The organism is Nocardioides sp. (genome assembly GCF_031422975.1).
Lineage (GTDB): Bacteria > Actinomycetota > Actinomycetes > Propionibacteriales > Nocardioidaceae > Nocardioides.
In genome coordinates this window covers 1-1,998 of sequence record NZ_JANPEO010000182.1, presented here as the reverse complement: position 1 = coordinate 1,998, position 1,998 = coordinate 1, and the positions used below count along the sequence as shown (strand labels likewise).

Sequence of the window (1,998 nt, the reverse complement as noted above, 5' to 3'; positions counted from 1 at the left end):
AACGCCGACCTGCTCGCGCGCATCGACGCCCGGGGTGGCGAGCTGGCGGCTCTCAGCGCCCACCTCTTCGCCTCTGACGAGGCCCGCGAGGCGATGACGGCGTTCCTCAGCCGGAAGAAGTAGCCGGCGCGCCCTCCTCCTGCCCGCCGACCGGCGGCGGCCGACATGTCGCGGGCCGCGGTCGCGACCAAGTGGCGGCGGCCGACCTGGAAATCGGTCGGTGGCCGGTCGTACGCCGCCAGTTGAGCGGAGCCGGCCCCTTCCGTTGCTCGGGCCCCTGTCGCCCGCCGCCAGTCGGGCCGAGGAGGGACAGCGATGACGAGTCCGCGAATCCGCCGTCCGCTGCGTGGATCGAGTCGGTAGTCTTGATCTTCTGTCGTTTTGTCGAACGGCACGGACCGACGCGCCAAGAACAGCATGGGGGAGTGGCCGAGTGAGTGATCAGCTCGAGACTCGGGAGATCGCGGTCGAGCAGGAGTACGTCGATCGCGTGTACGTCCAGCTCGAGGCCAGCGCCCGCAACGCGCAGCAGCTGGCCAAGGAGGGACACGAACGCGGCAAGCTCGAGCACGAGGGCGGCCTCGTCGAGCGCGACGCGATGGTCTTCCAGGCGGCGAAGCGGATCGCCCAGCTCGACGCGGCGCACGAGGGTCTGGTCTTCGGACGCCTCGACCTGGTCGCCGAGGTCGACAAGGAGCCTCGCTACATCGGCCGGATCGGCCTGCGCGACGCCGACCGCGACAGCCTGCTGATCGACTGGCGTGCCCCGGCCGCGTCCGTGTTCTACCAGGCCACGGCCGCCGAGCCGCAGGGCGTGATCCGCCGCCGCGTGCTCAGCGCCGAGCACCGCACCGTGGTCGGCGTCGAGGACGAGCTGCTCGACACCTCCGCCGAGACCGACCTGCCGATCATCGGCGAGGGTGCGCTGATGGCCCAGCTCGGCCGCGCCCGCGACCGCTCCATGCACTCCATCGTCGCCACCATCCAGGCCGAGCAGGACAAGGCGATCCGCGCGCCCGGCAAGGGCGTCGTGTCGATCTCCGGGGGCCCCGGCACCGGCAAGACCGTGGTGGCACTTCACCGAGCGGCCTTCCTCCTCTACTCCGACCGCCGCCGCTACGAGTCGGGCGGCGTGCTCGTCGTCGGCCCCAGCGGCGTCTTCATGCGCTACATCGAGCGCGTCCTGCCCAGCCTCGGCGAGACCGCCGTCGCGCTGCGCAGCCTCGGCGAGGTCGTCGACGGGCTCCGCGCGACCCGGCACGACGAGCCCGCGGTCGCCGACATCAAGGGTTCGGCCCGGATGGCGGAGGTGCTGCGGCGTACGGCCCGGCAGCAGGTCCCCGGCAATGCGGCCGACTTCGACTACTTCTGGCGCGACGACCGGCTCAAGCTCGATCGTGTGACGTTGGGTCGCGTACGCCGCCAGCTGATGTCGCAGGGACGGCGCAACCGCCAGCTCCCGCGCGTGGCCACCGCGCTGCTCGACGCCCTGTGGCGCCAGGTCCGAGGCGAGCGGGGACGCGAGCAGGGTCGCGAGTTCTTCAACGACGAGCTCCTCTCCGACCAGCGCTTCGTCGACTTCGCGACCGCCTGGTGGCCGCCGCTCGACGCACCGACGGTGCTGTCGTGGCTGCACGACCCGGAGTTCCTGCACCGCGTCTCCGACGGCATCCTCACCCCCGAGGAGCAGCGACTGCTCGCCAAGTCGTGGGCCGGGTCCGGTGTGAGCGTCGAGGACGTGCCGCTGATCGACGAGCTGCGCTATGCGCTCGGCGACGTACCCCTCAGGACGGATGCCGACCACGACCGCGACGACACCCTTACCGTCCTCGAGGGCGGGGTCGACCTGCAGGAGCTGACGACCGCTGCGGACCGGGAGTACGCCCCCTCCGGTCGCGCGTGGGCGCCGCCGACCCACCGGATCGAGGACGACGGGTTCGCCCACGTGCTGATCGACGAGGCGCAGGACCTCACGCCGATGCAGTGGCGGATGGTCGG

The 1,998-nt window shown here is 71.7% G+C and carries 1 protein-coding gene; it reads left to right on the top strand.

Annotation, left to right across the window (positions count from 1 at the left end; genetic code table 11):
• Window positions 1-433 precede the first annotated feature (433 nt).
• Window positions 434-1,998: AAA family ATPase (locus RMO85_RS05750; protein ID WP_310527268.1), on the top strand; the 1,565-nt coding region annotated here is incomplete at its 3' end.